Here is a 24,870-nt window from a genome sequence, read left to right as displayed (position 1 = left end):
TCTTCCGGGATTGAAAACGTGGAAACAACAATCCCTGGCTGTCGTCAGGATTATTTCTGTTTTGTGGCCATATGCGACCATTCTGAGTGCTGCGTACGGGTGGATATCCGCCTGCAAACGGCGGATCAGCGCCTGGTACGGGTGGTGCTGGCGGGAAACTGCAGTTGCTCGTTTACGAATTCCCGCAGACAGCATGTTCACCTTTCCGCGTGACAACCCCGCCCGGTCCGGTACGCTTGTCGTCATGCTGCGCGTGCTGACAATGATCCTGATGCTCACGGTGGCCAGACCGGTCATGGCCTGCCAGCTCGCGCTTGTGCTGGCAGTGGATGTGTCGGGCTCAGTGGACCAGCAGGAATTCCGCATTCAGATGGATGGTCTGGCCGAAGCACTGCGGGACGGCATCGTGATCGACGCACTGATCAGCCAGGAAGCGATGGTAACCCTCATTCAGTGGACCGGCTCCTCGCGCCAGCGCCAGACCATTGGCTGGACGTCTGTGCGCAGCGGCGCGGATGCAGCTGCTCTGGCGGATGCCGTTGGGTCGAACAAACGCGTCTGGCGTAACTTTTCCACGGCGATCGGCGAGGCACTGGGCGCCTCTGAGGCGGCCCTGCGGCAGGTGCCGCAATGTACACGCCGGGTCATCGACGTCTCCGGTGACGGCGTCTCAAATGAGGGGCCGGAACCCCGTGAGCACCACCCGGCCCTCAGAGAAATGGGCGTGACGGTTAATGCTCTGGCCATCGAAACCGATGAAACGGACCTTACGGGCTGGTTTTTCGAGAACCTGATCATGGGCGAGGGAGCTTTTGTGATCACCGCCAGCGGCTTTGAGGACTATCCCGAACAGATACGCCGCAAACTGCAGCGCGAGACCACCCGGCAGCTCAGCAGCCTGCCTTAATGTGATCACAGCGCTTTTCCATGTGATCACAAATGTAAATTGTTATCGAAAAAGTTCCAATCCGCGCCAAATAACCGCGCCTGAGCGCCGGAGCGACAGGTGACAAGCCTTGAATATAGGGTACTAATACGCGCAGGGAACAAAAGGAATCTGATATGGCTGATGTGAACCGGGGCAATCGCCCGTTGTCACCGCACCTGGCGATCTACCGCCCGCAGCTGACCTCCATGACTTCCATACTGACGCGGATTACCGGCAATGCGCTGCTGATCTCGTCGTTGTTGGTGGTCTGGTGGTTTCTGGCCGCCGCGACGTCGCCTGAATACTTTGCCGTCGCTGACGGGGTGCTGACCAGCTGGTTTGGTGATCTGGTCATGCTGCTGTCCGTCTGGGGCCTGTGGTACCACACACTGGCCGGTGTCCGGCACCTGATCTGGGATCAGGGCGTCGGCCTCGATCTCGAAACAGCCTACAAGATGGGCTACGCAGTGATCGGCGGTTCTTTTGTGCTGACCCTCCTGACAATCATCATCGTATAAAGAGGGCGCCATGAGCTATCTGACTGACCGCAAACGCGCCACCGGCCTCGGCTCGGCAAAATCCGGCACCGAACATCACTGGTCCATGACCGTCAGCTCCGGTGCGCTGCTGATACTGATCCCGCTTTTTGTCTTTACCTTCGGCCCGATGCTGGGCGCGTCCTATGAAGAAGTGACCGCCTACTTCGCCCGCCCGTTCCCGGCGGTTGTTGCGGCGCTTACCTTTATCGTGGGCTTCCGGCATTTTGCAGGCGGCGTGCAGATCCTCATCGAAGACTACGTGCACGGCGTCGCCCAGAAGATCGCAATCATCGCCATGACCTGCCTCTCTTATGCGGCCATGGCTACCGGTCTTTACGCCATCGTGCGTCTGGCCCTCTGAAGATATTCCGCGCGGATCCTGCGCATCTGACACATCCGGGAGAAACTCCATGGCTGCATATGAATACGAAACACATGAATACGACGTCGTGGTTGTCGGTGCCGGTGGCGCCGGGCTGCGCGCGACCCTCGGGATGGCCGAACAGGGGCTGCGCACCGCCTGCGTGACTAAGGTCTTCCCGACGCGCTCGCACACGGTTGCCGCCCAGGGTGGTATTGCCGCCTCGCTGTCAAACATGGGCCCGGACAACTGGCAGTGGCACATGTATGACACCGTCAAAGGCTCCGACTGGCTGGGCGATACGGACGCGATGGAATATCTCGCGCGCGAGGCCCCCAAAGCGGTCTATGAACTGGAACACTACGGCGTGCCCTTCAGCCGGACCGAAGAGGGCAAGATCTACCAGCGTCCCTTTGGTGGCCACACCACCGAATTCGGTGAAGGTCCTGCGGTACAGCGGACGTGCGCAGCCGCCGACCGCACCGGTCACGCGATCCTGCACACGCTTTACGGCCAGTCGCTCAAGAACAACGCGGAATTCTATATCGAGTACTTCGCCATTGATCTGATCATGTCCGACGACGGCGTTTGCCAGGGTGTGCTCTGCTGGAAACTCGACGACGGCACGCTGCATCTTTTTGCCGCCAAGATGGTCGTGCTGGCCACGGGTGGTTATGGCCGCGCCTACTTCTCGGCGACCTCCGCGCATACCTGCACCGGTGACGGTGGCGGCATGACCGCGCGCGCGGGCCTGCCTCTGCAGGACATGGAATTCGTTCAGTTCCACCCGACCGGCATCTACGGCGCGGGCTGTCTGATCACCGAAGGCGCACGGGGGGAAGGCGGTTACCTGACCAACTCCGAAGGCGAGCGTTTCATGGAACGCTACGCGCCTCAGTATAAAGACCTCGCACCGCGGGATTATGTCAGCCGCTGCATGACCATGGAAATCCGCGAGGGCCGGGGCGTCGGGGCCAACGGCGACCACATTCACCTGAACCTCAACCACCTGCCGCCTGAGACGCTGAAGCTGCGCCTGCCGGGGATTTCGGAAAGTGCCCGGGTCTTTGCCGGTGTGAACCTCAACAAAGAGCCAATCCCGGTGTTGCCGACAGTCCACTACAACATGGGCGGCATCCCCACGAACTACTGGGGCGAGGTGCTGGCACCCACAACAGACGATCCGGACCGCGTGTCACCCGGCCTGATGGCGGTGGGTGAGGCGGGCTGTGCCTCCGTGCACGGCGCGAACCGTCTGGGCTCCAACTCGCTGATTGACCTTGTCGTCTTTGGCCGGGCGGCTGCGATCCGTGCCGGCAAGATCGTCGATCCCGACAGCGCGGTGCCGACGCCGAACCAGAAATCCATCGACGCAGCCCTCGACCGGTTTGACAACACCCGATACGCCAAAGGCCACACTCCGACTGCGGAGCTGCGCCTGGAAATGCAGCAGACGATGCAGAAAGACGCGGCTGTGTTCCGCGCCAATGACACCCTGGCTGAGGGCAAAAAGGCCATGGAGGAGGTTGCGGGCAAATGGGCAGATGTGGGTGTGACCGACCGCAGCCTTGTCTGGAACTCTGACCTGATGGAAACGCTTGAACTCGCAAACCTGATCCCCAACGCCGTGGCTACGATCACAGGAGCAGAGGCGCGCAAAGAAAGCCGTGGTGCCCATGCGCATGAGGACTTCCCCGAACGCGATGACGAGAACTGGCGGAAACACTCGCTGATCTGGTTCAAGGGCAACAAAGCCAGCCTGGGCTATCGGGGTGTGCACGAGCAGCCGCTCACCAGCCACAACGACGGCGGTATCGATCCCAAGAAAATTGCCCCCAAGAAAAGGACTTTCTGATGCGGACATTATCCAGAGCGATCGCCATGGCAGCTTCGGCTGCTCTTCTGAGCGCGGCACTCCCTGCCGCAGCCATTGCCAGCGGGATCACCGATCAGACCTATCAGGGCGGCAAATTCAGCAAGGGCGGCAAAGCACATCATGCCGGGCGGCAGCACCGCGATCCCTTCGGGGGCTGTCCGGTATCCCAACGCGGTCTGTATTACGGCGACCAGTACTGTTTTGTGCCAGTGCGTGCACAGCATGCGCCGCGTCATCCGTCGTGCCCACAGGGTTACGCCGGATTCTATCGCGGTAACATTTTCTGCACGGAACAGCGCTGAGTTGATACGCGACGCCACGCATAACCTGCAGGACATGCGCCGGGCGCTGCGCAGTGAGGGGATGGCCGTCCATCCCATCAAGACGCGCGCGCCCTATCTGCGGGGCTATGGGTTCGCGCCTGACGTGGTATTCGACATCGGCGTCGCTGATGGCACACCGTGGCTTTACCGGGCCTGTCCGGATGCGCGGTTTGTGCTCGTTGATCCCCAGGCACACTGCGCCGAGGCAGTGCGCTCCAACGGGGTTTTGCGGGATTTTCATTTTCATCACGCGGCACTCGGAGAAGCCCCGGGCAGCGCACGGCTGAACGTGCCGGTCAGCGACAGGGGCAAAGAGGTCAATCTGGCCAGCCTGCGCCGACGGACCGACCGGCTGGCCCGCTCCTTTATCGACATTGACAGCACTGACGTCCAGGTCCGCACCCTTGACGATATTGCGCTGGGCTACCCCGGGCGCGCGGGTCTCAAGATCGACACCGAAGGCTCAGAACTTGAAGTACTGCGTGGTGGTAAGGACACGCTCAGACGATGTGATTTCGTGATTCTTGAGCTTTCGGTCAGTGCTCGGTTTGAAGGCGTGGGCCTGCCGTCGGCATCGGTGAAGCTGCTGGCGGATGCCGGGCTGGAACTGCGCGATGTGCTGACAGTTGCCGCAGGCGCAGGAAAACGCGCAAGACCCAGATATATGGACGTTCTTTTTACAAGGTGGGCTGCATGATCAGACTGATACTTCCTCTGTGCCTGGTGCTGGGCGCCTGTGCTGATATCCAGCAGGCAACAGACCAGGCGGGCCGCAGCACAGCCAAAACTGTCCTGCCCGAAGCGCTGGCCGTCTACTTCCCGCAGGTGCCCAAATCGCTCTTTCAGCCGTTTACGGACTGTGTGGTCGACAACGCTGATGCCAGCGAGGTCCAGTCGCTGGCCGCCGATGCGGTGACGGGCATCGATCCGGGCACTGCCGATACAATCCGCGCCGTGCTTGCGCGCCCGGCCACCCAACAATGCCTCGCCGCTGCCGCCCCGGCCGCGCTGTCACTGTAGAACAGACAGGAGACCCGACATGGTTCAACTGAAGCTCCCGAAGAACTCCCGCGTCACGACAGGCAAGACCTGGCCAAAACCCGAAGGTGCCACAAATCTGCGCAAATTCTCGATTTATCGCTGGAACCCCGACGATGGCGAGAACCCGCGTGTGGACACCTATTTTGTTGATATGGACACCTGCGGGCCGATGATTCTTGACGCGCTGATCAAGATCAAAAACGAGATTGACCCGACGCTGACGTTCCGCCGCTCCTGCCGTGAAGGCATCTGCGGTTCCTGCGCGATGAACATCGACGGTATCAACACGCTCGCCTGCATCTACGGCATGGACGAGGTAAAAGGCGACGTGAAAATCTATCCGCTGCCGCACATGCCTGTGGTCAAGGATCTGATCCCTGATCTCACGCATTTCTATGCGCAGCACGCCAGCATCATGCCCTGGCTGGAAACCAAAACGAACCGCCCGGCCAAGGAATGGAAGCAGTCTATTGAGGACCGCAAGAAACTCGACGGTCTGTATGAATGCGTGATGTGCGCCTCGTGCTCAACCTCGTGTCCGAGCTACTGGTGGAACGGCGACCGCTATCTCGGGCCGGCAGCGCTGCTGCACGCCTACCGGTGGATCATTGATTCCCGTGATGAGGCAACGGGTGAACGTCTGGACGATCTGGAAGACCCGTTCAAACTCTACCGTTGTCATACCATCATGAACTGCGCCAAGACCTGCCCAAAGGGTCTGAACCCTGCCGAGGCAATCGCGAACATCAAAAAGATGATGGTAGAACGCCGGGTCTGACCCGGTTGGAAACGGAAAACGACAGTGGGGGCCCCGTTTCGCGGCCCCCGTTTTTTGTCTGCTCGAAAGCGATCAGGCGCGCACTGACCGTCTGTGGCGCATATAACCGAAGGCGGCCAGCCCTGTGAGCACCAGTGGCAGCCCTGCAGGCACTGGCACAGTCGAGACCAGGGGCTCGGCAGGCGTGGTCAGGTTGTCAGTATCCTGGACAAAACTGAAGCTGCTGCCACTTTGCAGACCGCCCGTGCTGAGCTGGTCAAAACCGATACGCAGCGTGCCATACAGGTCTCCGGCAGGCGTCTCGTCCCGGAGTGCAAGGATGTTACTGAAGAGTACCGGGATGGTGCCGTCGAGCGAGGTTCGCGGTGTAAAATCTGTGCCATTGGCACTGCCCGGTGTCCCGGTGCCACTGCGCTGAGTGTCAAAGACGGTATCTCCGGGCAGGGCATCAATCTGCAACCAGGTCAGAACACCGCGTGACACGCTCAGCTCAAAAGGCGTCGAAAAGGTAGAGAAACCGGAGAGACTCAGGGAAAACCCGTCTCCCTCTGCTGCGCCGGACTGGCGGCCGGTGGCACCAAAGACCGCACGGCTGGTATTGCCGTCCAGAAATCCGGCGGTTACGCGCATGCCGTCCATGTCGGCGCCGCTGGTTGTATATCCTGTCAGACCGTCCGTGCTCTGCACCGATCCGTCCGTTTTGCTGATGTCGACGGTCGCCGCCTGAACAGTGCCACCGATGGCAAAAACAGCGACGGCCGCTGCTGTGATGTGTTTGATCATACTCATAACCCTTATTCCTGAATGTTGCTCAGGCAGGTGTCGCAGAGGCGCGCGTTTCGGGCGAGCGGGCATGCGGAGCGTCGGGCTGTTCTGATGGTCAGGTGGCTATCCCTTCGGACAGTTGCTGGACAGCGATGGTGTCAGAACCTAAATCGGGGCTATGCATATCGTCATTGGTCTGATCATTGCCTTTGTCGTCGTCGCGATTTTTGCGCGCCGCAACAGGGCCACGCGAAGGTGTCGCTGGCGCGAGGACCGTACCGGAGACCGCGGTGCGCTGAAAAAATATCGCTGTGCGGCCTGCGGAGCGACAGGGTTTTCCGCGACCGGCGGACCACCACGCGATTGCAAATCCAGCCTTCCAAAGGTTTAACAGGCAGGACCCCGGCAAGAGGAACCCGCATGACCAGACCTGCTGACGCCGACGCCCGCCGCGCTGCAGCCCCCGTGATCTGCTATCCGGTGGACACGCTCCCCGCGCCGGATATGGCGCTCTATTCGGCTGCGCGCGACACCCTGGTGAAAACCGGTGAGGTCACGGTGCCTCCCCGGGAAGCCCGCACGTTCAGTGTTCCGGCAGGGCATTTCTTTCGCATTAACTCAGTGCAGGGGGCGCAGGTAGGCGATCTCAATCTGCACAACGCGCATGATCTGTCGGAACGCTTTTACTCGGGGAAAACCCGGGCGTTGCACGGCACGCACATTACGACGGGCGAGCGTATGTGGTCGTCCTTTCCCCATCTGCGCCCCATGGCGACGGTCACCCATGACACGCTCGGCTGGTACGGGATCGATGATTTTGGCGGGTCGGTGCATGACGTGATCGGCACCCGTTGTGATCCTTATACCCACACGCTGCTGTCTGACGGTGATCACTACCACCACTGTTGTCACTCTAACCTGACCCGGTCGCTTGCCGGGTACATGGGCGTAAGCCTCAACGAGGCAGAGCCGCTGGTCCATGATGTGCTGAACGTCTTTATGTGCACCGGATTTACGCGTGACACCGGCCAGTATTTCATGAAGGCGAGCCCGGTACGTCCCGGTGACTATCTGGAGTTCATCGCCGAGATCGACCTCATCGGCAACCTTTCCGCCTGTCCCGGCGGTGACTGCTCGTCTGAACATTCCAGCGATGCGACGGCTTGTCATCCGCTCCTTGTCGAAATCTACGCCCCCGCCAGGAGCAGCCTCACGGGATGGACATCGCCCGTATCCAACAGCTACGACCGCAGCCACGGCGCCTGATCTTCACCCTTCCGGAAATACTCAAGCGCGCAGCGCGCGCCGCCGGCAGGCGTCGATAACGTTCATCGGGCGTATGCATGTTTAACCCGGTCAAATCCGCAAAAACCGATCCGGGCACCGACGCAATACCGACATCTTTCTTCAGGTTCAGGGACTTAGCCCGAAATGCCCCGACCAGGATGGTCCGGAACACCGCATGTTACGCGAGCGATCAGGTAAAGGCTGCTTCCAGGGCGATTTCAACCATGTCGCCGAAAGTCTTCTCGCGGTCCTCTGATGGCAATGCCTCTCCTGTCTGCAGGTGATCACTGACCGTCAGCACGGCAAGGGCACGGCGCCCGTGCCGTGCCGCCAGCGTATAGAGCTCGGCTGCTTCCATTTCGACGCCCAGGATCCCGTGCCGCACCATCTGTTCATCCAGATCCGGACGCTCGGCATAAAAAACATCCGAGGAATAGATCCCGCCAACATGCGTCGGCGTGCCCCGGTTTTTCGCAGCTGCCACGGCTGCAGCCAGCAGTTCATAGTCTGCGGTGGGCGCAAAGTTGATCTCACGGAAAAAGCCGGATGAAGGCGAGGTGATCGTTGTGGCTGACATGGCAATGATCACGTCCCGCACTTTCACATGCGACTGCATGCCGCCGCAGGATCCGATACGGATCAGGGTTCGGGCATTGTAGTCCGAGATCAGTTCATTCGCATAGATTGAGAGGGATGGCATACCCATACCGGACCCCTGGATGGTGACCCGGTTACCCCGCCATGTGCCGGTAAAGCCCAGCATCCCTCTGACTTCGTTGACCAGTTCTGGGTCTTCCAGAAAGGTTTCTGCTGCCCACTTCGCCCGATACGGATCGCCTGGCATAAGGACCGTTTCAGCGATGTCGCCCGGCGCTGCGCCGATATGAACCGTCACGACTCAGATCTCCATCGATCTGGGGTCGGCACCTGCCTCAACGGCCTGCATGAACCAACCGGGTTTGCGGCCACGTCCGGTCCAGACCTGGGTTGGGTCAGCGGGGTTCGCATATTTCGGTTTGCCGGGAACCCGTGCCGCAGCTTTTTTCTTTTTTGGCTTTTCGGGCGCGCCTGATCCTACCAGTTCCGTCAGGCTGAAACCGAACTTTGCGGCAGCTTGTTCAGCAGCTTTCCGCGCCTCGCGTTTTTCCCTGGCAGAAATGGATTTCAACGCGCGCTGTGCATCCGAGATGAGACGCTCCAGTTGTTTGCGGTTCATTTTCTTCAGATCGGCCATAGCCCGTCCTCCTCTGTACAGACGTGCCATACAACCAACAGGCCTTTATACACAAGGGTTTAGCTGTTTGGGCAGTCGGACAGGCGGGCTTACTGAGCTGCTACCGCCCGGGGATCGGCCAGCGTTACAATGTCCTGCATGATCGTATTCAGCTCAAAGTCTTTGGGCGTATAGACCCGGGCGACGCCCATGGCGCGCAGTCGATCAGCATCATCATCAGGGATGATTCCGCCAACAATAACAGGCACATGGTCCAGACCGGCCGCGCGCATCTGTTTCATCAGATCGCCGACCAGCGGGATGTGAGAACCCGACAGGATCGACAGGCCTACGACATGTGCTGCATCCTCGCGTGCTGCCTCTACAATTTCGGCAGGCGTCAGCCGGATGCCTTCATAGGCTATGTCCATACCGCAGTCGCGGGCACGTACGGCAATCTGTTCGGCACCGTTCGAATGGCCGTCCAGGCCTGGTTTCCCGACAAGAAATCTGAGGCGGCGGCCCAGCCGGTCGCTCACCGCGTCCACCGCATTGCGAAGATCGTCCAGGCCCTCAGTGCGGTTGGACCGTGCGCCCGAGACACCCGTGGGCCCGCGATATTCTCCATGAACTGCCCGCATCTGCGCGGCCCACTCGCCTGTTGTTACGCCGACCTTTGCGGCGGCGATGGACAGCGGCATAATGTTGCGGCCCTCGCGTGCTGCGGCGCGCAGCTCTTCAAGCGCAGTCCTTACAGCATCGGCATCACGCTCGTCGCGCCATGTCTCCAGCCGGCCGATCTGTTCTGCTTCAACAGCCGGGTCCACGACCATGATCCCGCCATCTCCGGTCATCAGGGGGGAGGGCTCGCCTTTCTGCCACTTGTTCACGCCGACAACCACGGTCTCACCCGCTTCAATTCTGCCGAGGCGTTCGGAGTTACTGTCGACAAGACGCGCCTTCATATAGTCGATGGCTTCAATCGCGCCGCCCATACCGTCAAGGTTGGCCAGTTCATGGCGCGCCCCTTCTTTGAGTGCCTCGACCTTCGCGTCTACGGCCGGGTTGCCATCAAACAGATCATCAAACTCCAGCAGATCGGTCTCATAGGCCATGATCTGCTGCATCCGCATGGACCATTGCTGGTCCCATGGCCGGGGAAGTCCCAGCGCTTCATTCCAAGCAGGCAGCTGGACCGCACGTGCGCGCGCCTTTTTCGACAGGGTCACGGCCAGCATTTCGATGAGAATGCGGTAGACGTTATTCTCGGGTTGTTGCTCGGTGAGACCCAGTGAGTTCACCTGCACACCATAGCGGAAACGGCGGAACTTCGGGTCTTCAACACCATAGCGCTCTGCACAGATCTCATCCCAGAGGTCCACAAAGGCGCGCATCTTGCACATTTCGGTGACAAACCGGATCCCCGCGTTCACAAAGAAGGAAATGCGCCCGACGACGGCTGGAAAATCCTCAGCAGGCACACGCGGCTTCAGCGCGTCCAGCACGGCGGTTGCAGTCGCCAGCGCAAAGGCCAGCTCCTGCTCGGGCGTCGCACCGGCTTCCTGCAGATGGTAGGAGCAGACGTTCATAGGGTTCCATTTTGGCACATGTGTATAACAGTACTCGGCCACGTCCGCGATCATGCGCAGGCTGGGCGCCGGGGGGCATATGTATGTCCCGCGGCTGAGGTATTCCTTGATCAGGTCGTTCTGGACCGTGCCCTGCAGCCCGGCGACGTCCGCGCCCTGCTCTTCGGCGACGGCAATATAGAGCGCCAGCAGCCAGGGTGCCGTGGCGTTGATGGTCATCGAGGTGTTCATCTGCTCCAGCGGGATCTGGTCGAAAAGCGTGCGCATATCGCCCAGATGACAGACCGGCACACCAACTTTGCCAACCTCGCCCCGGCTGAGGATGTGGTCGCTGTCATAGCCGGTCTGTGTGGGCAGATCGAAGGCCACTGAGAGGCCCGTCTGACCCTTTTCGAGGTTCGCACGGTAAAGCGCATTGGATGCCTGAGCGGTGGAGTGACCGGCATAGGTGCGGATCAGCCAGGGGCGGTCCTTTCGGGTCTCGGTCATGGGCGTCCTCGTGAATCAGTCTTGTAATATTATTGCGCTTGGTGACTGATACCTGTAATTTTATACCGTTGTCAATTCGCCGCGCCGCGGCAACTGCAGTGCAGCATCCTTGCCCCGCAGGTTTTTGCCTTTGCCACCCGCCAGAGAGACTGTAAGTGTCGGGACTATGACGCAAGTGGTTGAAATCCCGCTCTGGCTCTTTGTGCTGGTATTGCTTTTCGCGGCGGTGACATTTGCCTCGCACTTCCTGTTTCCGTCTGTCCGCTGGTTTTTCCGCCGGCGGCTGGAGCGCGCAGTATCGCGTCTGAACGAACGGCTGACCCGGCCCATCGAACCGTTCAAGCTGGCCCGGCGGTATGACATGATCCAGCGGCTGATCTATGACCCGGAAGTGACGCGCGAGATCGTCAATTATGCGCAGGAACATGGGGTGCCCGAGAACGTAGGGTTCGAAAAGGCCCGCAGCTATGCGCGTGAGATCGTGCCGAGTTTCAGCGCTTTTACCTATTTCGGACTGGGCATCCGTATGGCACGGGTGCTGGTAAATGCGATTTACGAGGTCTGGACCGGTCCGCGCAATGATGAGGTGATCCAGAGCATTCCCAAAGACGCAACAATCGTCTTTATCATGAACCACCGGTCCAACATGGATTACGTGCTCGTCACGTATCTTGCCGCACGTGCCTCGGCTTTGTCCTATGCTGTGGGGGAATGGGCGCGCGTCTGGCCTGTCAGCCGCATGATAAGAATGATGGGCGCGTATTTTATCCGCCGCAAATCTCGCGGCGCACTCTATCGCAAGGTGCTGGCACGGTATGTGCAGATGGCCACGCAGGGCGGTGTTGCGCAGGGCGTGTTTCCGGAAGGAGGCCTGAGTCTGACCGGAAAACTCATGCCACCCAAGATGGGGCTGCTGACCTACCTGCGCGAAGGATATGATCCCGGTGGGCGCGACGTGGTCTTTGTACCGGTTGCCATCAACTACGACCGTATTCTTGAAGACCGGGTGCTGATCGCCGCCGGAAAACGGGGCGACCGGCGGTTTGGTGCGCGGATATCTGTGGTGATCGGTTTCATCCTGCGCAAGTTCTGGCAGGGGTTGCGGGGGCGATACGTGCGGTTTGGCACCGCCGCTGTTGTTTTCGGAGAACCTCTTTCGCTGAGGCGTTTCGGACCCGACAGACCGGTGGAAGAGCTGGCCGACAATCTCATGCAGCGGATCGAGGATGCTATGCCGGTTCTGATCGTCCCGCTTGTGGCACATGTTCTGCGTGCCCGGCAGGCGCCGCCGACGACGGCTGCTGTGGCGGAGGCCGCAGCCGGTCTTGCGGCACAGGTGGCCGCGCATATGCCGGGAATGCCCGATGAAGACTTTACCCGAGCTGTCGAAAGCGCCCTGCAACGGCTGAAGAAACACAGGGTTTTGTCTGATGACAGCGGTCTGTGGCGCGTTGTCGAAGGTGAAGAAGCCGTTCTGGATTTCTACGCAATGTCTGTGGCGCATCGGTTTGCGGGGGATTCCGCCACAATCTGAGATTTTCTGCGGCCGCTCGGTTATAAAATTACAAAAAATACCCCTCAGGTGTTGCAATATTTCGTGACGGTGCATATTCCAGTGCTGAAGCCCCGCGATTCTGCGGTGCGGCATGATTTACGTTAGCTGGAGACTGACATGGCACTGGATACGACGATCGCGCAATACGACGCACCAGAGAAAGACCTCTATGAAGTCGGCGAACTGCCCCCGATGGGCTATGTGCCGAAACAGATGTACGCCTGGGCCATCCGCCGGGAGCGTCATGGTGAGCCGGACAAAGCGATGATGCAGGAAGTCGTTGACGTGCCGGAGCTCGACAGTCAGGACGTGCTGGTTCTCGTGATGGCCGCGGGTGTGAACTATAACGGTGTATGGGCCGCACTCGGCCAGCCGATCAGCCCTTTCGACGGTCACAGACAGCCTTATCACATCGCGGGCTCTGACGCTGCCGGCATTGTCTGGGCTGTTGGTGAGAAAGTAACGCGCTGGAAGGTCGGCGACGAGGTGGTTATCCACTGTAACCAGGACGACGGCGACGACGAAGAGTGTAACGGTGGCGATCCGATGTACTCCGCGAGCCAGCGCATCTGGGGGTATGAGACCCCGGACGGCTCCTTCAGCCAGTTCACACGGGTGCAGAGCCAGCAACTGATGCCGCGCCCCAAACACCTGACCTGGGAGGAAGCGGCCTGTTACACGCTGACGCTCGCAACGGCATACCGTATGCTGTTCGGTCACGAGCCACACGATCTGAAGCCCGGCCAGAATGTTCTGGTGTGGGGCGCGTCCGGTGGCCTCGGTTCCTATGCGATCCAGCTGATCAATACCGCAGGGGCGAATGCCATCGGTGTCATTTCTGATGAGAGCAAACGTCAGTTTGTCATGGATCTGGGTGCCAAAGGGGTTCTCAACCGGCGTGACTTCGATTGCTGGGGACAACTGCCAACCGTGAACACGCCCGAATACGCGGCGTGGTTCACAGAGGCCCGCAAGTTCGGCAAGGCTATCTGGGATATCACCGGAAAAGGCATCAACGTGGACATGGTGTTCGAGCACCCGGGCGAGTCGACTTTCCCGGTGTCCACCTTTGTTGTGAAAAAGGGCGGCATGGTCGTGATCTGTGCCGGGACCACCGGTTTCAACCTGACGTTCGACGTGCGGTACATGTGGATGCACCAGAAGCGCCTTCAGGGCAGCCACTTTGCGCACCTCAAGCAGGCGAGTGCTGCCAACCGCCTGATGCTTGAACGCCGTCTCGACCCCTGTATGTCGGAAGTGTTCACCTGGGCAGACCTGCCACAGGCGCACATGAAAATGATGCGTAACGAACACAAGCCCGGGAACATGTCCGTTCTGGTCCAGGCACCGACGACCGGACTGCGTACTCTGGAAGACGCGCTGGAAGCCCGTCGTTAAGCAATAACCGAGTCGTTTTACTTTACTGAACCCTGCGAATCGTCTAACCGTTTCGCAGGGTATTCCCGTTAAACGTGTGACGCTCTTTAGGATCAGTGACTTAGAAAATTCGCCCTCGCTATTTCTGGGGAGTAAATAACCGCGAATTTTCAAGCAAGGTTAGTACATGCTAGAGTTGTGTTAATCTTTCATTAACCTTTAAGAGGCGAGTCTGCTATGCGAAGTGACTGGATTTTGGACGTTCTGACGGACTTGAAAACTTTTGCGACTGCGAATGACTTGCCGGTTCTTGCCGAACAGTTGGACGACACCGCAATCGTAGCTCTTGCCGAGATCGCAGCCCTTCATGAGAAGACGCAAGGCGATACAGAGCATGGAAGAGAACTTGAACCCGGTGGAAGCGGTTTTGGCGGCGCTGGAGCAGGCGGACACGCTTGAAGGCATACAGGATGCGATTGTCGCCCTCAGGTCGCACTATCGGGTCGATAATATCGTATATCACTGGGTCGACAGCGCAGGCGCTCAGTACGGCTATGGTACCTATCCCCTGGACTGGGCCGAGCGCTATCAGGAACAGAACTATCTGCGCATCGACCCGGTGGTCATCGGATGCTACCAGCGCTTCCACCCGGTTGACTGGAAAAAGCTGGACTGGTCCAGCAAGGCAGCGAGGGCACTTCAGGCAGAATCCATAGAGTACGGGATTGGGAATCAGGGTTACTCCATTCCCATTCGCGGACCTAACGGGCAGTTCGCGCTCTTTACCGTGAATCACTCCTGCGATGACGATGACTGGGCGGATTTCACGGAAACAAACCGCCGCGAGCTGATCCTTATCGCGCATTATTTTAACCAGAAGGCGCTCGAGTTCGAACCCAACAAGGCGCCGGAACAGTCTCAGCCCCTGTCGCCGCGTGAAACTGATGCGCTGACGCTGCTTGCCGTTGGTTACAACAGGGCGCAAGTCGCTGAAACGCTTTCGATTTCCGAGCATACACTGCGGGTTTATATCGAGAGTGCGCGGTTCAAACTGGGCGCGGCGAACACGACACATGCTGTGGCAAGAGCAATCAGCCGGGGCCTGATCGTCGTGTGAAAAAATGGCCGATGTTGCCCCTAAAAGTTACCGGCGCGCGCGCGCCGGTTTCCGGCAGTTAATGATGATCAAGCCATCCTTGTCGCACCTTCTGATGCGACCAAAGGATGATACCACATGCTTCGTTACCTCTACGCTGACCAGCTGAAACAATACCCGCTTCTGACTGAAACGATGTTCCGCGACCGTGCGGACCAGTTCAAAACCAGGCTTGGGTGGGAAGTTGATGTCGATGCCGAGGGGCATGAGCGCGACGAATATGATGATCTGAACCCGCTCTATGTAATCTGGGAAAAGGCAGACGGAACGCACGGTGGCTCCATGCGCTTTCTGCCAACAACCGAGCGCACTATGGTGAACGACCATTTCACCGACCTGATGGGAGGTGGCACGATCACCAGCCCTCTGATCTGGGAATGCACACGTTTCTGCCTGAACCGCGAGGCGCCCAGCACTGTCGCTGCCGCGCTGATGCTGGGGGGCGGCGAGATCATGAACGGCTTTGGCGTGAAACACTTTGTGGGTGTGTTTGATGCACGTATGGTCCGAATCTATCGCATGATCGGATCTTCCCCCGAAGTACTGGGCAGCCGGGGAGAGGGGCGGGACAAAATAAGTGTTGGACTGTGGGAGTTTACGCCCGAAGCCCAGGCGAAAGTCGCCCGTCGTGCCGGCGTATCGCCGGAGTTGTCCCGGCTCTGGTTTGAGCGTGCTTTTGGTGCAGCAGATGCACCGTGCCTGTCGCGTACCGGCTGAGCGGTATCTGACGGCTGGCACCCGGCGCGGCCTGCCTGTAGGGTCGCGCTATGAACGCTCCCGCCGTCACTTTCTCCGAAGACCAGGCCCAGGCCTATGATACGGTCGCAGACCTGCTGCGCAGTGCCGGTGTCAACCTCGACGATCAGCTTCTGATGCCGCCCAAAGGTGACGTTTCGGCTGTTCTGGCCGTGACGGGCAAGGCTGGTTCGGGCAAAACCCTGTTGCTGGCCGAGCTGACGAAATCACTGCAGGACGCAGGGGTCGAGATCGTTTCAGGAGATTATGAAAGCCGTCGACGGAAGGACCGGCGCACGCTTGCCGTTCTGGCCCCGACAAACAAGGCGGCGTCTGTGCTGCGGTTGCGTGGCGTGCCGGCGACGACAATCCACAGGATCCTGTACACCCCGGTCTATGATCCTGAATACGAACGGATCGCCGAGTGGCTTGCGGGCAATGGTGAGCGCCCGGAAATTGAAGGGCTCACCGAAGAGGCACTGAACCGGGCCGCCGCTTTCTATGCCGGAAACAAATCAATCCCCGGCGCTCTTGCGGCTGCCGGACTGCGTGGCTCCGATTTCATAACGGGCTGGAAGCGCCGTGAAGAGCCGCTGGATATTGGTTTCATTGACGAATCCTCGATGCTGGATGACCGCCAGTTTGAAGACCTTAAAGAAATTTTCCCGACTCTGCTTCTGTTCGGTGATCCGGCCCAGCTCGCACCGGTGAACCAGTCGGGAACGATGGTTTTTGACCGCTTGCCGGAGCGGCGCGTCCTGAACCTCGAGCGCATACACCGTCAGGAAGCTGACAACCCGATACTTGATCTGGCGCATGCCCTCAGTGATCCGGACATCGGATTTGAACAGTTCGAAAACATGGTCCAGGAGGCGGCAGCCCGCGATGACCGTGTTGTCTGGGGTCAGCGTGTCGAAGTGGACCTGATGGCACGCAGCCCCGTGCTGGTATGGCGTAATGTGACACGTATCCGTCTGATCAATGCGTTTCGCCAGGTGCACGGCGCACCCGAGGACGCGCTGCTGCCTGGTGAGCCACTGATCTGCGACGGGATCGAACTGCCGCTCAAGCACCGCAAAAAACGCCTTGATCTCGAAGCCAGGGGTCTGATCAAGGGAGCGCAGGTCGTGTTTCTGGGAGAGGGGCGCAAACCCGGTTTCAGCCGCCTGCACGTGATGGGGGCCGAAGACCCGCAGGTCTCGGCCGCATCCATCGTGAAAATCGAGAAACCGGATGAAGAAGAGCCTTTTATCCCCTTTGCCGCGCGCATGGGGGCCACCTTTCTGCATGGCGCGGCTGTGACCATTCACAAAGCCCAGGGTTCACAGTGGGACACGGTGCAGGTGTTTGCCCCTGATCTCTACACAGCAGCACGCATGGGCCGCACAGAGGCCGGTCAGCCCCTGTGGAAGCGGCTGGCCTATGTGGCCATCACGCGCGCGCAGAACCGGCTCATCTGGGTGGTGCGCAACCGTCTTGCGAAACCCACCGGGCCGCTGGTCACAGATGATCTGCGTGCTCTGCCGGCGGCACCGCTTTCGCTTGCTGAACCCCCTTCGGAGGAATTGCTATGAAGTCTGTCATTATAACGGGTGCCAGCTCGGGTATCGGGTATGCCACAGCGGAACTGTTCCTGAATGAGGGGTGGCGCGTCGGCCTGATTGCCCGCCGGGGTGAGCTGCTTGAAGCACTTGCCGACCGGTATGACACAGCGGTACCACTGCCTGCCGATGTGACGGATGCAGAGGCGATGGAGGCCGCATTTGACGCCTTTGGTCACATCAATGTTCTGTTCAACAATGCGGGACTTTTTGGTCCGTCAGCCACCATCGACGAGGTGCCGCTGGAGGACTGGGCGCAGGTGCTTTCGGTGAATGTGGGCGGCATGTTCATCGCAGCCCGGCTGGCCTTTGCCAGAATGCGCGCCCAGGATCCGCAGGGCGGGCGGATCATCAACAACGGTTCGCTGTCGGCCTATGTGCCGCGGCCGAATTCCGTGTGCTACACGACGACGAAACACGCCGTCACCGGGCTGACTAAAACGCTGTCTCTGGATGGCAGACCCTTCGGGATTGCCTGCGGCCAGATTGATATCGGCAACGCTGAAACGGCGCTGTTGCAGGAACTGAAGAAAACGCAGCCCGGCACTGCCACGATGGACGTATCAAACGCGGCGGCTTCGGTGCTGCATATGGCGAACATGCCTGCCGGGGCAAATGTGCAGTTCATGACTGTGATGGCGACTACAATGCCCTATATCGGGCGTGGGTGACGTCCGTCTCAGGCCCGGAAAATTCTGAACACAGCCGAGGCTGACCAGCCCGCGCCTATGGCGATGGCAAGCGACATAAGCCCGTACATGAGCGCGTTTTCCCGCGACAGCCGGTAAAGCCAGCGCTCCAGACCCACCTTGCGCACGTAGATGCTGGCATCATAGCGCGAAATGACCTCACCCCCCCTGGTCAGAAAGATGCGGGTTTCATAGTCGCCTTCTGTCAGCGCAGCCGGCAGTTTGATTGCTGTCCGGAACAGCGTCTGAGCATCCACGCTGATCGTGCCTTCGTTCAGCTGATACTGGTTGGAGGAGGATTTGATCCGGATCAGGGCGTCTGTGAAAGTGGTCGCATCCTCAATGGTGTCCGGCGCGCCAACAGAGCGGATCGCCCGCGGAATGGACACGCGGTGCCGGAGATCTTCGGTGTCGCTGAGCGACAGACCGAGCGCCGTACTGGTTGATACAGCATAAAAACTGGGCGCGCTGTCGATCTCAACGGCGTCCGTGTTTACCCAGATGCCGAACCGCTTTTCCTTGCGGCGTACCGCAAAGGTCTCGTTCGGTCCGGCTACTGTGATGATAACCTGCAGGCGGGGTTCGTCCGGGATGGGAGCCTCGCGCTTGACGGCTCCGAAAATCAGGATTTCCGATCCGTCGAAACTCGTGTTGATCGAGACGGTGTCCTTGCTGAAGCCAAGAACGACTTCTTCGGCCAGCGCCGGCAGCGCACAGAACAGCGCGACAAGAACTGCAACGACCCGCATCAGTGGCCTGCCTCGCCGATAGAATAGAGCTCCGATGGCATGATCAGCAGATCAAGCGCCAGTTTGCCACAGACGGCGAGCACCATGATGGCCAGCAGGATACGCAGTTGTTCCGCTTTCATTTTCACGCCGATACGGGTGCCGATCTGCGCCCCGATCACGCCCCCCACAAGCAGCAGAACGGCCAGCACCACATCGACTGTAAAGTTGGTGGTCGCATGAAGCATGGTGGTAAAAGCCGTCACGAAAATGATCTGGAAAAGTGACGTTCCCACAACGACTTTAGTAGGCATGCCAAGCAGATAAATCATCGCAGGCACCATGATAAAGCCGCCGCCAACACCCATGATTGCGGCCAGAATACCGACCGAAACCCCCACAAGCAGGGGCGGAATAACCGAAATATAAAGGCCCGAGACGCGGAACCGCATCTTGAAGGGCAGGCCGTGAATCCAGTTGTGTTTCTTGCGTGTGGGTGGCTTTCCGCGCTTTGTGTTGCGGATCGCGCGCAGGCTTTCGAAGAACATCAGCCCGCCGATGATCCCGAGGAAAACGACGTAGCAGAGCTTTACCAGCAGATCGACCTGACCCTGTGCCTTGAGGTAGTTGAAAACCACAACGCCGAGAGCGGCACCCACAAGGCCCCCGATGAGCAACACCGTGCCCATCCTGAGATCCACCGTCTTTCGCTTCAGGTGCGCCAGAACGCCGGAGAAGGAGGAGGCGACAATCTGATTGGCTTCGGTTGCAACGGCCACCGCGGGCGGAATGCCGATAAAGAACAGCAGCGGCGTCATCAGAAAGCCACCGCCCACGCCAAACATACCGGAAAGAATGCCGACAATCCCACCGAGGCCCAGCAACAGAAAGGCGTTGACCGATACTTCGGCGATGGGAAGGTAGATTTGCATGTCCTCTGTTAGGCCCCGCTGCTGCCAAAATCAATGGGTCCCGCTGCTGTGCAGCAAACAGGACCGATGCAATCGCCAAACTGGACTTACGTCAGCGTTCTTTCACATAGGGCTCGCCGCCCGCACGTGGCGGAATGGCTTTGCCCACAAATCCGGCGAGGATGATCACGGTCATAATATAGGGCAGGGCACCAAGAAGCTGGCCCTGTACCTTGATGCCGATCACAGCCTGGATCACGTCGGGTCGTGTCTCCAGCGCGCCGAAAAGACCGAACAGAAGCGTCGCCCACAGCGCATACCATGGACGCCACTTTGCAAAAATCAGAGCGGCCAGAGCGATAAATCCACGGCCTGCCGACATGTCTTTGACAAATCCGGCCTGGAGCGCCGTGGAAAGATAGGCGCCGGCGATGCCACACAGAACGCCGCAGATAATCACTGCTGCGTAGCGCAGGCCGATAACCGAGACGCCCGCCGTGTCAACTGCGGCCGGGTTCTCGCCCACAGCGCGCAGGCGCAGACCAAAACGGGTACGATAAAGGATCCACCATGTGAGCGGTACTGTCGCAAAGGCAATGTAGACAAGGATCGAATGACCGGAAATCAGTTCCGAATATACCGGGCCAAGGAAGGGCACAGACGACAACGCTTCGGCAAAGGGCAGCGTCACCGGCTCGAAACGTGCGCCGCCCATCAGCGAGGGCGTGCGTCCACCCTGGCTGAACCAGTCCTGCGCGATCAGTACAGTCAGGCCTGCTGCAAGGAAATTGATTGCAACACCGGAGATCAGCTGGTTGCCACGGAACGTGATCGAGGCCAGGCCGTGTAGCGCGCTCAGCGCTACAGAAGCCGATATCCCTGCCAGCAGACCAATCCAGACGGACCCGCTGAGCGCTGCAACGGCCGCTGAAAAGAAAGCAGCTGCCAGCATTTTGCCTTCCAGACCGATATCAAATATTCCGGCCCGCTCGGAAAAGAGGCCCGCCAGGCAGGCCAGCAGCAGCGGCGTTGCCAGCCTGACTGTGCTGTCGAGAAGCTGAATGAGCGTCAGGAAATCCATCAGGCATCTCCCCGGCGCATCATCAGAAAGAGCCGCTCCAGCGGCATGCGCACCATATTGTCGAGCGCGCCGGTAAAGAGGATCACCAGTGCCTGAATGACCACGATCAGTTCACGCGGGATCGACGTCCAGAGCGCAAGCTCTGCACCGCCCTGATAGAGGAAACCAAAAAGGATCGCCGCCAGAAAGACCCCGAACGGATGACTGCGCCCCATGAGCGCCACTGCGATGCCGATGAAACCTGCGCCTTCGACGGCGTTCAGCACAAGCCGCTCTGCTTCGCCCATGACGTTGTTGATCGCCATCATGCCAGCCAGCGCGCCGGAAATCAGCATGGCGATCATAGTGATCGCAACCGGTGAGATGCCGGCGTATTTAGCAGCCGGTTCCGACTTGCCATAGCTGCGGATCTCATACCCGAGCCAGGTCCGCCACAGGAGCAGCCAGACAAGGACACAGGCCACAACCGCAATCAGAAACGTGACGTTTGCCGGTGCCGCTTTGGAAAAGCTGATCCCCACCGTGCCCAGAATGTCATGTAGCGTAGGAAGGTGCACTGCTTCCGGGAAACGGGCCGTCGCCGGGTCCATACTACCCGCCGGGCGCATCAGGTTCACCAGAACATAGTTCAGCACCGCAGCCGCAATAAAGTTGAACATGATCGTGGTGATCACGATATGGCTGCCGCGTCTGGCCTGCAAAAACGCCGGGATCGCCGCCCAGGCCGCGCCAAAGAGGCCCGCGGCAACAGTCGCCGCGACAAGCGCGATCGTCCAGTGCGGCCAGGGGATCAGCAGACAGGCAAGGGCCACGCCAAGCCCGCCCAGCATCGCCTGGCCTTCGCCGCCGATGTTGAAAAGACCCGCGTGGAAAGCCACCGAAACTGCCAGGCCGGTAAACAGGAAATTCGTCGCATAATAAAGGGTATAGCCCCAGCCATAGGTGCTCCCCAGGGCGCCGGTGACCATCAGGTTGACGGCCTCTACCGGGTCTTCGCCGATCGCAAGGATCACAAGGGCCGACAGGATCGCCGCGAGGATCAGAGAAATGAGAGGCACGAGGATGACCTCGGCCCATTTTGGCATCACATCCATGCGTCAGCTCCCCACGCCGGCCATCAGCAGCCCAAGTTCTTTTTCATCGGTCTCGGACGAAAGCCTTTCGCCCATGATGTGCCCGTCAAACATAACCGCCACACGGTCCGCAAGGGCGAGGATCTCCTCCAGTTCGACCGAAACCAGCAGGATCGCTTTGCCCTGGTCGCGCAGCGCCACGATCTGCTGATGAATGAATTCGATGGCTCCGATGTCCACACCCCGCGTCGGCTGGCCGATCAGCAGAAGGTCAGGGTTGCGTTCGATTTCGCGGGCCAGAACAATTTTCTGCTGATTGCCACCGGAAAAGCTCTTGGCCGCCAGCGCAGGGTTCGGTGGGCGCACATCAAAACGCGCCATTTTTTCGGCGGTATCATTTCGGATCGCCTGGTTGTTGAGCAGGGCGCCTGACTGATAGGCCGGCTCTCGGTGATACCCGAAGGCAGTATTTTCCCAGGCGGAAAAGTCCATGATCAGACCTTCGCGCTGGCGGTCCTCGGGCACATGACCGATGCCGCGGCGACGGCGTGACCGCCCGTCAGAAGAGCGGCCACTCAGATCAAGCGGCGTGCCGTTGAGACTGACATCGCCCGTGCCGTCAGCATAACCGCCAAGTACCTCGAGCAGTTCGGACTGCCCGTTCCCGGCCACGCCGGCAATCCCCAGAATTTCGCCGGCCCGGACCTGCAGGTCGATGCCCTTCAGGCGCTCGACTTTCTGATCATCCACGACCCTGAGCCCCTTGATGTCGAGCACGATGTCACCTGGGGTCGCCGGTTTTTTATCCACCCGTAACAGGACCTTGCGGCCCACCATCAGTTCAGCAAGTTCAGCCGGTGAAGTATCAGAGGTTTTTACCGTTGCGGTCATTTCGCCACGTCGCATGACACTGACAGTGTCGGTCGCTTCCATGATCTCACGCAGTTTGTGCGTGATCAGGATGATGGTTTTTCCTTCCTCGCGCAGGCGGCCGAGAATGCGGAAGAGCTGATCCGCTTCTGCGGGTGTCAGCACCCCTGTCGGTTCATCCAGGATCAGAATGTCGGCCTGACGGTAGAGCGCCTTGAGGATTTCGACGCGTTGCTGCATGCCCACGCCGATGTCCTCGATCAGCGCGTCGGGATCTACGTTCAGCCCGTATTCGTCGGCCAGTTCCACCAGGGTCTTGCGGGCCTTGGCCAAAGAAGGACGCAAAAGGCCACCATCTTCTGCGCCGAGGATAATGTTTTCAAGAACGGTAAAGTTCTCCACCAGTTTGAAGTGCTGGAAAACCATCCCGATGCCCGCCGCGATTGCGGCCTGGCTGTCGGGGATATCGGTCTTCTGTCCGGCGATGAAAATCTCGCCTTTGTCCGCCTTGTAGAACCCATAGAGGATGGACATCAGCGTGGATTTGCCCGCGCCGTTTTCGCCGATAATGCCGTGTATAGTGCCAGGCATTACGCGAATTGAGATGTCTTTGTTCGCCTGAACCGGACCGAAGGCCTTGGAGATGCCTTTTAGCTCAATAGCAGGGGCTGTCATGATGATCTGTCCGTTCCCGCGAAGCCCTTGGTGACGCCTGGCGGGTCGGCTCCCGCGGATCATCCGGCTCTTTATTGTGGCAGTGAGCCGCGCAGCGTCTGTCGCTGCGCGGCCCGGATTCAGTTCAGCTGGCTCAGAAGTTCAGAGCAGGGCAGCTGTCGTCAGACATGTAGTCATGAACAGCCACGTCACCCGCGGCGATTTTGGCGGCTGCGTCATCAACGCTGGCCTGCATTTCGGCACTCACGAGGGACGCGTTGTTTTCGTCCATAGCGTAACCCACGCCACCGTTCGCAAGGCCCATGACCTGGAAACCGGTCTCAAGGCCGGGGCCGTCGCTGAAGGCCTCAAAGACGGCATTGTCAACGCGTTTCATCATGGATGTCAGTACTTTACCCGGGTGCAGGTAGTTCTGATTGCTGTCAACGCCGATGGACAGAATGCCTTCATCCGCGGCTGTCTGCAGCACGCCGACACCGGTGCCGCCCGCAGCAGCATAAACAACGTCAGCGCCCTGGCTGATCTGTGCTTTGGTCAGTTCGGACCCTTTCACGGGGTCGTTCCATGCCGCAGGCGTCGTTCCGGTCATGTTGGCGATCACCGTTGCGTCAGGGTTCACGGCCTTGACGCCCTGAGCGTAGCCGCAGGCGAACTTGCGGATCAGCGGGATGTCCATGCCACCTATGAAACCAACAGTGCCCGAGGAAGATGCTTTGGCAGCCATCATGCCGACCAGATAGGACCCCTCGTGCTCATTGAAGACCACTGAGCGGACATTCGGAGCATCAACGACCATGTCGATGATGACGAAGCTTGTGTCGGGGTAATCTGCTGCGACCTGGCCGAGCGCATCACCAAATGCAAAACCGGCCATGACAATCGGGTTGGAACCGGCTTCGGCAAAGCGGCGCAGGGCCTGCTCACGCTGCGCCTCGGACTGCAGCTCGATCTCGCGGAAGCTTTCGCCTGTTTCTTCGGCCCAGCGGGTGGCGCCGTTAAAGGCGGCTTCGTTGAACGATTTGTCAAATTTACCGCCCAGATCAAAGATCAGCGCAGGCTCTGCCAGAGCGGCACCGGCGGAAAGGGCCAGCGCGGCGGATGCGCCGAGAAGTTTGTTAAAAAGGGTCATTCAGGTGTCTCCCAGGTTGTGTTTTGGGGCTTGCGCCGATCTGAAATGCAAGGCGCTGCCCGGATTGAGCAGAGGTTATCTGATCCTCGCCAAATTAGGAC

The 24,870-nt window shown here is 59.5% G+C and carries 24 protein-coding genes and 1 pseudogene; 15 read left to right on the top strand and 10 right to left on the bottom strand.

Annotated elements, in window-relative coordinates; all coding sequences use genetic code 11:
- Positions 1 to 244 precede the first annotated feature (244 nt).
- From Q0792_RS06270 to Q0792_RS06235, 8 genes are all read left to right on the top strand, one after another.
- Positions 245 to 907 (top strand): DUF1194 domain-containing protein, encoded by a 663-nt coding sequence (locus Q0792_RS06270; RefSeq protein WP_298838645.1) that lies wholly within the window; start codon positions 245 to 247, stop codon positions 905 to 907.
- A 155-nt stretch (positions 908 to 1,062) separates the two neighbouring features.
- Positions 1,063 to 1,446 (top strand): succinate dehydrogenase, cytochrome b556 subunit, encoded by a 384-nt coding sequence (sdhC, locus tag Q0792_RS06265; protein ID WP_298837641.1) that lies wholly within the window; start codon positions 1,063 to 1,065, stop codon positions 1,444 to 1,446.
- Between the two features lie 10 nt (positions 1,447 to 1,456).
- Positions 1,457 to 1,828: a succinate dehydrogenase, hydrophobic membrane anchor protein gene (gene sdhD, locus Q0792_RS06260; protein WP_298837636.1), complete on the top strand. Its 372-nt coding sequence runs from the start codon at positions 1,457 to 1,459 to the stop codon at positions 1,826 to 1,828.
- A gap of 49 nt (positions 1,829 to 1,877) precedes the next feature.
- On the top strand, positions 1,878 to 3,683 hold the full coding sequence (gene sdhA, locus Q0792_RS06255; RefSeq protein WP_298837633.1) for a succinate dehydrogenase flavoprotein subunit: 1,806 nt from the start codon (positions 1,878 to 1,880) through the stop codon (positions 3,681 to 3,683).
- Positions 3,683 to 4,006: a hypothetical protein gene (locus Q0792_RS06250; protein ID WP_298837631.1), complete on the top strand. Its 324-nt coding sequence runs from the start codon at positions 3,683 to 3,685 to the stop codon at positions 4,004 to 4,006. The genes sdhA and Q0792_RS06250 overlap by 1 nt, the downstream gene beginning before the upstream one ends.
- Position 4,007: 1 nt before the next feature.
- Positions 4,008 to 4,724: an FkbM family methyltransferase gene (locus tag Q0792_RS06245; RefSeq protein WP_298837628.1), complete on the top strand. Its 717-nt coding sequence runs from the start codon at positions 4,008 to 4,010 to the stop codon at positions 4,722 to 4,724.
- On the top strand, positions 4,721 to 5,047 hold the full coding sequence (locus Q0792_RS06240; RefSeq protein WP_298837625.1) for a hypothetical protein: 327 nt from the start codon (positions 4,721 to 4,723) through the stop codon (positions 5,045 to 5,047). The genes Q0792_RS06245 and Q0792_RS06240 overlap by 4 nt, the downstream gene beginning before the upstream one ends.
- Positions 5,048 to 5,066: 19 nt before the next feature.
- Positions 5,067 to 5,846, top strand: coding sequence for a succinate dehydrogenase iron-sulfur subunit (locus Q0792_RS06235; protein WP_298837622.1), 780 nt, complete (start codon positions 5,067 to 5,069; stop codon positions 5,844 to 5,846).
- Positions 5,847 to 5,918: 72 nt separating this feature from the next.
- On the opposite strand, the gene Q0792_RS06230 is transcribed toward Q0792_RS06235, so the two are convergent.
- Positions 5,919 to 6,635: a VPLPA-CTERM sorting domain-containing protein gene (locus Q0792_RS06230; protein ID WP_298837620.1), complete on the bottom strand. Its 717-nt coding sequence runs from the start codon at positions 6,633 to 6,635 to the stop codon at positions 5,919 to 5,921.
- A 396-nt stretch (positions 6,636 to 7,031) separates the two neighbouring features.
- On the opposite strand from Q0792_RS06230, the gene Q0792_RS06220 reads away from it, so the two are divergent.
- Positions 7,032 to 7,877: a DUF1989 domain-containing protein gene (locus tag Q0792_RS06220; protein WP_298837614.1), complete on the top strand. Its 846-nt coding sequence runs from the start codon at positions 7,032 to 7,034 to the stop codon at positions 7,875 to 7,877.
- Positions 7,878 to 8,088: 211 nt separating this feature from the next.
- Here Q0792_RS06220 and deoD read toward each other — a convergent pair whose 3' ends face one another.
- The 3 genes and pseudogenes from deoD to Q0792_RS06205 form a co-directional block, all read right to left on the bottom strand.
- On the bottom strand, positions 8,089 to 8,793 hold the full coding sequence (gene deoD / locus Q0792_RS06215; RefSeq protein WP_298837612.1) for a purine-nucleoside phosphorylase: 705 nt from the start codon (positions 8,791 to 8,793) through the stop codon (positions 8,089 to 8,091).
- A gap of 3 nt (positions 8,794 to 8,796) precedes the next feature.
- Positions 8,797 to 9,132, bottom strand: coding sequence for an H-NS histone family protein (locus Q0792_RS06210; protein WP_298837609.1), 336 nt, complete (start codon positions 9,130 to 9,132; stop codon positions 8,797 to 8,799).
- Positions 9,133 to 9,221: 89 nt separating this feature from the next.
- Positions 9,222 to 11,192, bottom strand: a pseudogene (locus tag Q0792_RS06205) (methylmalonyl-CoA mutase family protein); the annotation flags it as partial.
- A gap of 163 nt (positions 11,193 to 11,355) precedes the next feature.
- Between Q0792_RS06205 and Q0792_RS06200 the strand changes: the two are divergent.
- From Q0792_RS06200 to Q0792_RS06175, 6 genes are all read left to right on the top strand, one after another.
- Complete coding sequence (locus Q0792_RS06200) at positions 11,356 to 12,723, top strand: 1-acyl-sn-glycerol-3-phosphate acyltransferase (RefSeq protein WP_298837606.1); 1,368 nt, start codon at positions 11,356 to 11,358, stop codon at positions 12,721 to 12,723.
- Positions 12,724 to 12,861: 138 nt separating this feature from the next.
- Complete coding sequence (gene ccrA, locus Q0792_RS06195; RefSeq protein WP_298837602.1) at positions 12,862 to 14,142, top strand: crotonyl-CoA carboxylase/reductase; 1,281 nt, start codon at positions 12,862 to 12,864, stop codon at positions 14,140 to 14,142.
- 373 nt (positions 14,143 to 14,515) lie between these two features.
- Positions 14,516 to 15,238 carry a LuxR family transcriptional regulator gene (locus tag Q0792_RS06190; protein WP_298837600.1) on the top strand — a complete coding sequence of 241 codons (723 nt, stop codon included), beginning with the start codon at positions 14,516 to 14,518 and terminating at the stop codon, positions 15,236 to 15,238.
- 117 nt (positions 15,239 to 15,355) lie between these two features.
- Entirely contained in the window at positions 15,356 to 15,994 is a 639-nt protein-coding gene (locus Q0792_RS06185) for an acyl-homoserine-lactone synthase (RefSeq protein ID WP_298837598.1), read from the top strand.
- A 50-nt stretch (positions 15,995 to 16,044) separates the two neighbouring features.
- Positions 16,045 to 17,586, top strand: a complete 1,542-nt coding sequence (locus Q0792_RS06180; RefSeq protein WP_298837595.1) for an ATP-dependent RecD-like DNA helicase — start codon at positions 16,045 to 16,047, stop codon at positions 17,584 to 17,586.
- Positions 17,583 to 18,284: an SDR family oxidoreductase gene (locus Q0792_RS06175; protein ID WP_298837591.1), complete on the top strand. Its 702-nt coding sequence runs from the start codon at positions 17,583 to 17,585 to the stop codon at positions 18,282 to 18,284. Before Q0792_RS06180 ends, Q0792_RS06175 begins: the two co-directional genes overlap by 4 nt.
- Before the next feature lie 8 nt (positions 18,285 to 18,292).
- Here the strand turns inward: Q0792_RS06175 and Q0792_RS06170 are convergent, their stop codons facing one another.
- The 6 genes from Q0792_RS06170 to Q0792_RS06145 form a co-directional block, all read right to left on the bottom strand.
- Positions 18,293 to 19,054 (bottom strand): TIGR02186 family protein, encoded by a 762-nt coding sequence (locus tag Q0792_RS06170; protein ID WP_298838642.1) that lies wholly within the window; start codon positions 19,052 to 19,054, stop codon positions 18,293 to 18,295.
- A complete protein-coding gene (locus Q0792_RS06165; RefSeq protein WP_298837588.1) occupies positions 19,051 to 19,962 on the bottom strand; it encodes a sulfite exporter TauE/SafE family protein in 912 nt (303 codons plus the stop codon). Before Q0792_RS06165 ends, Q0792_RS06170 begins: the two co-directional genes overlap by 4 nt.
- 91 nt (positions 19,963 to 20,053) lie before the next feature.
- Positions 20,054 to 21,022, bottom strand: coding sequence for an ABC transporter permease (locus tag Q0792_RS06160; RefSeq protein WP_298837585.1), 969 nt, complete (start codon positions 21,020 to 21,022; stop codon positions 20,054 to 20,056).
- On the bottom strand, positions 21,022 to 22,116 hold the full coding sequence (locus Q0792_RS06155; RefSeq protein WP_298837582.1) for an ABC transporter permease: 1,095 nt from the start codon (positions 22,114 to 22,116) through the stop codon (positions 21,022 to 21,024). Before Q0792_RS06155 ends, Q0792_RS06160 begins: the two co-directional genes overlap by 1 nt.
- Positions 22,117 to 22,119: 3 nt before the next feature.
- Positions 22,120 to 23,640 (bottom strand): ABC transporter ATP-binding protein, encoded by a 1,521-nt coding sequence (locus tag Q0792_RS06150; protein ID WP_298837579.1) that lies wholly within the window; start codon positions 23,638 to 23,640, stop codon positions 22,120 to 22,122.
- A 133-nt stretch (positions 23,641 to 23,773) separates the two neighbouring features.
- Positions 23,774 to 24,769 carry a BMP family ABC transporter substrate-binding protein gene (locus Q0792_RS06145; protein ID WP_298837576.1) on the bottom strand — a complete coding sequence of 332 codons (996 nt, stop codon included), beginning with the start codon at positions 24,767 to 24,769 and terminating at the stop codon, positions 23,774 to 23,776.
- Positions 24,770 to 24,870 lie beyond the last annotated feature (101 nt).

This window comes from uncultured Roseobacter sp., assembly GCF_947495025.1.
Classification (GTDB): Bacteria; Pseudomonadota; Alphaproteobacteria; order Rhodobacterales; family Rhodobacteraceae; genus Roseobacter.
Note: the sequence above shows the minus strand (reverse complement) of the source record. Positions and strands in the feature narration are given on the sequence as shown.

What these genes read in the sequence shown, in the direction of transcription:
- Q0792_RS06210 (WP_298837609.1), bottom strand. Translation starts at nt 9,132, where the DNA reads ATGGCCGATCTGAAGAAAATGAACCGCAAACAACTGGAGCGTCTCATC.
- Q0792_RS06190 (WP_298837600.1), top strand. Translation starts at nt 14,516, where the DNA reads ATGGAAGAGAACTTGAACCCGGTGGAAGCGGTTTTGGCGGCGCTGGAG.
- Q0792_RS06175 (WP_298837591.1), top strand. Translation starts at nt 17,583, where the DNA reads ATGAAGTCTGTCATTATAACGGGTGCCAGCTCGGGTATCGGGTATGCC.
- Q0792_RS06160 (WP_298837585.1), bottom strand. Translation starts at nt 21,022, where the DNA reads ATGGATTTCCTGACGCTCATTCAGCTTCTCGACAGCACAGTCAGGCTG.
- sdhD (WP_298837636.1), top strand. Translation starts at nt 1,457, where the DNA reads ATGAGCTATCTGACTGACCGCAAACGCGCCACCGGCCTCGGCTCGGCA.
- Q0792_RS06230 (WP_298837620.1), bottom strand. Translation starts at nt 6,635, where the DNA reads ATGAGTATGATCAAACACATCACAGCAGCGGCCGTCGCTGTTTTTGCC.
- Q0792_RS06200 (WP_298837606.1), top strand. Translation starts at nt 11,356, where the DNA reads ATGACGCAAGTGGTTGAAATCCCGCTCTGGCTCTTTGTGCTGGTATTG.
- Q0792_RS06145 (WP_298837576.1), bottom strand. Translation starts at nt 24,769, where the DNA reads ATGACCCTTTTTAACAAACTTCTCGGCGCATCCGCCGCGCTGGCCCTT.
- sdhA (WP_298837633.1), top strand. Translation starts at nt 1,878, where the DNA reads ATGGCTGCATATGAATACGAAACACATGAATACGACGTCGTGGTTGTC.
- Q0792_RS06250 (WP_298837631.1), top strand. Translation starts at nt 3,683, where the DNA reads ATGCGGACATTATCCAGAGCGATCGCCATGGCAGCTTCGGCTGCTCTT.
- sdhC (WP_298837641.1), top strand. Translation starts at nt 1,063, where the DNA reads ATGGCTGATGTGAACCGGGGCAATCGCCCGTTGTCACCGCACCTGGCG.
- Q0792_RS06240 (WP_298837625.1), top strand. Translation starts at nt 4,721, where the DNA reads ATGATCAGACTGATACTTCCTCTGTGCCTGGTGCTGGGCGCCTGTGCT.
- ccrA (WP_298837602.1), top strand. Translation starts at nt 12,862, where the DNA reads ATGGCACTGGATACGACGATCGCGCAATACGACGCACCAGAGAAAGAC.
- Q0792_RS06235 (WP_298837622.1), top strand. Translation starts at nt 5,067, where the DNA reads ATGGTTCAACTGAAGCTCCCGAAGAACTCCCGCGTCACGACAGGCAAG.
- Q0792_RS06180 (WP_298837595.1), top strand. Translation starts at nt 16,045, where the DNA reads ATGAACGCTCCCGCCGTCACTTTCTCCGAAGACCAGGCCCAGGCCTAT.
- Q0792_RS06220 (WP_298837614.1), top strand. Translation starts at nt 7,032, where the DNA reads ATGACCAGACCTGCTGACGCCGACGCCCGCCGCGCTGCAGCCCCCGTG.
- Q0792_RS06270 (WP_298838645.1), top strand. Translation starts at nt 245, where the DNA reads ATGCTGCGCGTGCTGACAATGATCCTGATGCTCACGGTGGCCAGACCG.
- Q0792_RS06155 (WP_298837582.1), bottom strand. Translation starts at nt 22,116, where the DNA reads ATGGATGTGATGCCAAAATGGGCCGAGGTCATCCTCGTGCCTCTCATT.
- Q0792_RS06165 (WP_298837588.1), bottom strand. Translation starts at nt 19,962, where the DNA reads ATGCAAATCTACCTTCCCATCGCCGAAGTATCGGTCAACGCCTTTCTG.
- Q0792_RS06150 (WP_298837579.1), bottom strand. Translation starts at nt 23,640, where the DNA reads ATGACAGCCCCTGCTATTGAGCTAAAAGGCATCTCCAAGGCCTTCGGT.
- Q0792_RS06185 (WP_298837598.1), top strand. Translation starts at nt 15,356, where the DNA reads ATGCTTCGTTACCTCTACGCTGACCAGCTGAAACAATACCCGCTTCTG.